At 47.9% G+C, this 6,136-nt stretch carries 5 protein-coding genes; 1 reads left to right on the top strand and 4 read right to left on the bottom strand.

Going from position 1 to position 6,136, the window contains the following annotated elements:
- The 4 genes from DMO16_RS24050 to nadB form a co-directional block, all read right to left on the bottom strand.
- Positions 1–1,272, bottom strand: a 1,272-nt coding sequence (locus tag DMO16_RS24050) for a LysM peptidoglycan-binding domain-containing protein (protein ID WP_164988827.1), incomplete at its 3' end; no start/stop codon positions are given.
- Positions 1,273–1,415: 143 nt separating this feature from the next.
- A complete protein-coding gene (gene nadA / locus DMO16_RS00610; RefSeq protein WP_061972624.1) occupies positions 1,416–2,519 on the bottom strand; it encodes a quinolinate synthase NadA in 1,104 nt (367 codons plus the stop codon).
- Positions 2,476–3,360, bottom strand: coding sequence for a carboxylating nicotinate-nucleotide diphosphorylase (gene nadC / locus DMO16_RS00605; protein ID WP_129474743.1), 885 nt, complete (start codon positions 3,358–3,360; stop codon positions 2,476–2,478). The genes nadA and nadC overlap by 44 nt, the downstream gene beginning before the upstream one ends.
- On the bottom strand, positions 3,314–4,888 hold the full coding sequence (nadB, locus tag DMO16_RS00600; RefSeq protein ID WP_129474741.1) for an L-aspartate oxidase: 1,575 nt from the start codon (positions 4,886–4,888) through the stop codon (positions 3,314–3,316). The genes nadC and nadB overlap by 47 nt, the downstream gene beginning before the upstream one ends.
- A gap of 99 nt (positions 4,889–4,987) precedes the next feature.
- Between nadB and DMO16_RS00595 the strand changes: the two genes are divergently transcribed.
- Complete coding sequence (locus DMO16_RS00595) at positions 4,988–6,127, top strand: IscS subfamily cysteine desulfurase (RefSeq protein ID WP_061972621.1); 1,140 nt, start codon at positions 4,988–4,990, stop codon at positions 6,125–6,127.
- Positions 6,128–6,136: the final 9 nt, after the last annotated feature.

Genomic DNA, 6,136 nt, shown 5'->3' with positions numbered 1-6,136 from the left:
CTGCTGTCCGCTTCCGTACTGCTGGCCACCATATTGCTGACCTGGCATCATTCCCTGGCCCATCTGTTGGCCACTTCCGTAATGCTGGCCTCCATACTGCTGACCTGGCATCATTCCTTGGCCCATCTGCTGGCCACTTCCGTAATGCTGGCCACCATGCTGCTGACCTGGCATTCCCGGGTCCATTTGTTGGCCGCTGCTGGAATGTTGACCTTGCATTCCCTGACCCATTTGTTGGCCGCTTCCGTACTGCTGGCCACCATGCTGCTGACCTGGCATTCCATGCTGTGAACCCATTTGTCCGTGCTGTGGCATGCTGCCGTAACCCATTTGGCTACTTCCCATGGAAAGTGTTCCTCCCCCATGATAGGACGGATACACCTGCTGTCCCTGCCCCGGCATTGCACTAAAAGGAGGCATGCCCGCTCCTGCACCCCCGTATACAGGCGCCGTATATCCTTGCGGCTGCTCAAACATAGGAGGGACTCCAGAATACATGTGGTTCATTGCAGAAGAAGACTCTTCTGCCAGAAAAGGATGCATTTGTTTTCCCATCCCAAAGCCGTCTTTCCCATGAGTAAGTCCTGCTGGCGGAGACACATAGACAGGCGGTGCAAAATCCATCTTTGGTGCCTGATGATGAATCGGTTGATGGTGGGCCCATTTCATATGCGCAGAAGAGGAAGACTCCATGTATGCGGTAAAATCCTTATGGCTCATTGGCGCCAGCGGTTTCGGAGATTTCATGGAAGATTCTTTGTACGTTTTCTTTGGCAGCAATGGATTAAAAGGCATATCTTTTTTTGCGAGTGCCGGTTTCAACGACATAATCGGCCCTGCTTTCATAGGCATTTTCAGCTCTGCCTTTGGTGCCATTTTCGGTTCTGCTTTCGGCGCCATTTTTGGTTCAGCCTTGGGTACGAATTTGGGTTCTGCTTTCGGGATAATTGGAGCGGCTTTTGGAGGAGCGGGAATGGGTGCTGGTTTAGGCGGCGGCGGTGGCGGAGCAGGAACCGGGATTTCCTGAACCGGGGCGACCGGCATTTCCTTTTTGGGCATCTCTTTTTTGGATGGCAGCTTGAACGGCATTTTCATTTTTTCTCCCCGGCCTGCCGGTATTTCGGGAGAAGGTATTTTAACTTTTGATCCCCTTTCAAGTACTCCGCCATATGATGTGCCGGCGTTTACCCGTCGTAGTTCTTCTAATGGAATGTTATACTTATCGGCGATTTTTTCGAGAGTATCACCTTTTTGAACGATATGAATTCTCACGTAAACAAAACTCCCTCCTGCCAAAATTTCTTTACAGTATATGAAAATCTGGGCATTGTGCTACTACCTATTTCAGTAGTCGGTCCTTTACCAATTTATGCCCTGAAAATCAGCTGTATGACTTTGACAGGAGGGGGTTAGCGTTAAGCTCTTACCAGCATTCGCTGGAGTGCTTTTACAGCGTATTCAGTTGTTTCATTATCCACTGTGATGATGTTTCCCGGCTCTTCCTGTAGAATCCGCTCAAGCGAATAGGTAAGATGGGGGAGATCAATGCGGTTCATGGTCAGACACGGGCACATGTTTGGATTCAATGAAATGATTGTTTTGTCTGGATGATCGTTTTTCAGACGGTTTACCAGATTCATTTCTGTTCCTATGGCCCATGAACTGCCGGGAGGTGCTTTTTGAATAGCCTGAATAATGTAGTGAGTAGAGCCGGCCATGTCCGACAGCTGTACCACTTCATGGGTGCATTCCGGGTGAACGATGATGTTCATCTCTGGATTGGTCTGCCTGAGGAATTGAATATTTTCGACCGTAAACTTTTCATGTACCGAGCAGTGGCCTTTCCACAAAATCACCTTTACATCATCCAATTCTCCCTCGTATTCCAACTGCTGCTTCTGCGGATCCCAAACCGCCATCCGACTTAAAGGGATACCCAGCGTATAGGCCGTGTTTCGTCCCAAATGCTGGTCAGGCAAAAAGAGGATGCGCTCCTTTTGCGTAAACGCCCATTCCAGCATTTTCTCCGCATTGGATGAGGTAACTGTAGCGCCTCCATTCTTTCCGCAAAACGCCTTGATGGCAGCAGTGGAATTCACATAGGTAAGCGGTAAAATGGTATCTCCGAATACATGCTGCAGGCGGTCCCACGCGGTTTTCGTCTGATGAATATCAGCCATGTCCGCCATGGAACAGCCGGCTCTCATGTCGGGCAAGATCACCTTTTGGTGGGATTCTGTCAGCATATCAGCTGTTTCCGCCATAAAATGAACCCCGCAAAATACGATGTATTCCGCTTCACGGTTCAGAGCGGATTGCTGGGCGAGCTGAAGCGAATCTCCGGTTGTGTCCGCGAACTGTATGACCTCGTCCTTTTGATAATGGTGTCCAGGAATGAACAGCCTATTGCCAAGTTGTTTTTTTACTGCATGTACCCTTCCGGCCATTTCCTCTTCAGTCATTGAAAAATAATGATCAGGAATGCTGGATTTCTGCTTGAAGGCTTCCAGTAAGCTCATCCTTAACCCCTCCTGTGATGTTTAAACTAATATCAAGGGATATTGCTGAATGGGTCAGCATCCCAAGAGAAATAAAATCCACTCCTGTTTTTCCGTAGGAGCTGAGGTCCTCCAGTGAAATTCCACCTGAAGCTTCTGTAATGATATGGTCCGGAATAAAGGCCTTCCAGCGCTCAATTTCTTCTGGTGTCCGGTTATCGAACATAATGACATCCGCTTTTGCACATACCGCTTCTTTGACCTGTTCAAGTGTTTCCGTCTCCACTTCGATCTTCACCATATGGCCGAGGTGTTTCTTAACTTTTTTTACTGCTTGAGTAATTCCTCCTGCACGTTCGATATGATTATCTTTGATCATTACACCATCATACAGCCCAAACCTGTGGTTGTATCCGCCCCCGCACTGTACAGCATATTTCTCAAACATCCTTAAACCTGGCGTGGTTTTGCGTGTATCACAAATTTTAGTAGTCGAACTGTCCAAAGCGGTTACCGCCTTATGAGTTAACGTGGATATTCCCGACATCCGCTGCACAAGGTTTAGAATAACCCGTTCCCCACTGTACACCGCTGCGGCCGGTCCCTTCACTTCCACCAAAACTTGACCGGCTGATATCACATCTCCGTCCTTGACTTTTGGGAGTACAGTACAGTTTTCACTTAACAGGCGATAACCTTCGATTACAACATCCATTCCCGAAAAAACACCTGGTTTTTTTGCAACCAGCCTGGCTTCGGTCATTTCTTCTTCAGGGAACAAAAGCCCACTCGTTACATCCCCTTCTCCAAGGTCCTCAAGCAAAAATTCCTGCAGCTGTTTTTTTAGCTTCAGCTTGTTCATGATAATCCTTCCTTCTGTAAATTTGTTTTTTCAGCCATTCCCGGTCATTGCTGACGGGGAAGTCGGTACGATAATGTCCTCCCCGGCTTTCTTTCCTTATAAAAGCAGAAGTGACGATAAGCTGCGCGGTTTGCAGCATGTTCAGCACTTCCATCTCATGGACGGTAAATCCAAAGTCCGGAGTCCTTTTTTCATGTTCCTCAAACCAGGCTATTGCCTCGCTTAAACCGTCAGGAGTCCTTACAATGCCGGCGTACTTGGTCATCATTTCTTTTATATCTTCTTTTTCAGGCAGCCATCCTGCAGATTTCGTATGCATAAAATTAAAGCTGATGGGAGCTGAGACTGAAGCTGCGCCAGGTCCATCAAGAATGTTCAAAGCCGTCCGTTTGGAAAACACAACGCCTTCAAGCAAGGAATTGCTCGCTAGCCTGTTGGCACCATGAACGCCTGTACGGGATGCTTCTCCCACTGCATACAGCCCGGGGACTGTCGTTCGTCCCCATTCATCGGTTACGGCTCCGCCCATTGTGAAATGGGCACCTGGCGCTACAGGAATCCATCCGTCCTTCAAGGAGATTCCGGCACGATTACATTGCTTTGTGATGGTCGGAAACCTATTTGTGAAATTATTCACGTTCGAAACATCAAGAAAAACCTTCCTTCCCTGGTTTATCGATTGATCGATCGTCCGGGCCACAATGTCACGCGGTGCAAGATCCTCAAGCTCATGAATCCCTTTCATCACCCGTTCTCCCTGATCCGTGAGCAGGATTCCTCCCTCTCCTCTGACCGCTTCGGATACGAGTCCGAACGATTTTCCCTGAGTATAGAGCATGGTTGGGTGAAACTGCAGAAATTCCAGATCGGATAACAGAGCTCCTGCACGATAAGCAAGGGCTATGCTGTCGCCAGTTATGCTTTCATCATTGGAATGAACGCTGTACAGGCCGGCTGCTCCTCCAGAAGCAAGAATAACTGCATCTGCTCTATACACCGTTACTTCTCCGTTTTCCAGCTTGGTCCAGGCACCCCTGCAACAGCCACCCTCAACAATTAAATCGCCAACCATTTCATTCTCTTTGATCGTCACATGACCAGCAATGCGACTAAACAGCGTTTTAATCATCTTCGAACCGGTTTTGTCGCCACCCGCATGAAGGATTCTTGATTTTCTGTGCCCTCCTTCTCTGCCCAGTGATACTGTTCCGTCCGGATTTCTGTCAAACGGCACGTTCCATTGCTCAAGCTGGGAAACAAGTTCAGGCCCTTCCTTTACCAGTATTTCAGTCAGCGCTTCCTCGTTGTGAAAGCTTCCTGCTTTTATCGTATCAAGAAAATGTTCCGCCCAATGGTCATCTTGTTGTGTCGCTGCAGCTATGCCGCCCTGGGCATGATAGGAATTACTGTTTCGGAAAGAAGACTTTGTGATAATTGTCACATTCTTATGCAAACGCAAACATTCCGCTGCCATTAAACCGGCAATTCCGGTTCCAATGACCAGAACGTCTGTAAACTGTACGTTCATGTTTTAAGCCCCCGTTCGTTTTCTTTACAGGTGTCTTGACATTTATATTTACATACAACTACACTGATATCAAGAGTTTTTTTAGAGGCGGGATAACATATGATTTATTTGGACTATGCAGCAACAACACCCATGTCACCTGAGGCAATACACGTTTATGCGGAAACCGCTGGTTCGTATTATGCAAATACATCAAGTCTCCATGACCCGGGCACGGACGCTTCCGATTTGATCAATCTAGCCCGTGTTGAGCTCGCACGGATGCTCTCCTGCCAAAAGGACGGTATCTATTTTACGGGCGGGGGCTCTGATGGCAACTTTTTGGCGCTGACCAGTCTGGCCCGGGGCAACAGGGAAAAAGGAAACCATATCCTGACCTCCCCCATGGAACACAGCTCTGTCATGAATACCCTATCTTTTCTTGAGAATGAAGGTTTTGAGGTGACAGTAGTTCCCGTTGATTCATACGGTCAAATCACCGAAGAGGCCCTTCGCCAATCCATAAAAGACAATACAATTTTGGCGACGATCTCCCATGGAAACAGTGAGATTGGCATCACTCAAAATTTGAAAATGATAGGAAACATACTAAAGGAACATGGAATCATGTTTCATAGCGATTGTGTTCAAACCTTTGGTAAACTGCCGGTCCAAGCAGAGGAAATGAATCTTGATGCACTCACGGTTTCAGCTCATAAGATACACGGCCCGAAAGGAATGGGAGCAGTGTATATCTCCCCACAACTGTCTATCAAACCGCTGTTAACGGGTGTAACCCACGAACGGGGCTTCCGGCAAGGCACGGTCAATACGCCGGGAGTTATCTCTTTTCTTGCGGCTGCAAGCAATCAATGGAACCATATGATAGAATGGAATACACATATTGATGATTTGATATCACAATTTCTTTCGCTAACCAGCGGTTTAGTTCAAATGGTCGTGGAAAGGACGGCGAGCACATTGCCTCATTTTCTTCCGATCCGGTTGGAAGGAATGGAAGGACAGTACGCCATGCTGGAATTGAACAGAAGAAAAATTGCCGTTTCCACCGGTTCAGCCTGTAAAGCCGGGCAGCAGGAACCGTCCAAAGCACTTATGGCGATCGGCCGTACCGCGGATCAGGCACATGAACTCGTGAGAATTACTCTAGGAAGGGAAACCACACGCGAAGAGATAACCACTCTCGCCAAAGCCCTTCAAGAGCTTGCAGAACGATTTTATGAACAAACAGGGAGTTGAAGAACGTGA

It is taken from the genome of Fictibacillus sp. S7 (genome assembly GCF_004127935.1).
GTDB classification, from domain to species: Bacteria; Bacillota; Bacilli; order Bacillales; family Fictibacillaceae; genus Fictibacillus_C; species Fictibacillus_C enclensis.
This window is presented reverse-complemented; position numbering and strand designations above follow the sequence as displayed.

Bases quoted from the DNA above. Each gene is read 5' to 3' on its own strand.
- nadA (WP_061972624.1), bottom strand. From the start codon at position 2,519: ATGAGCTTACTGGAAGCCTTCAAGCAGAAATCCAGCATTCCTGATCAT.
- nadC (WP_129474743.1), bottom strand. From the start codon at position 3,360: ATGAACAAGCTGAAGCTAAAAAAACAGCTGCAGGAATTTTTGCTTGAG.
- nadB (WP_129474741.1), bottom strand. From the start codon at position 4,888: ATGAACGTACAGTTTACAGACGTTCTGGTCATTGGAACCGGAATTGCC.
- DMO16_RS00595 (WP_061972621.1), top strand. From the start codon at position 4,988: ATGATTTATTTGGACTATGCAGCAACAACACCCATGTCACCTGAGGCA.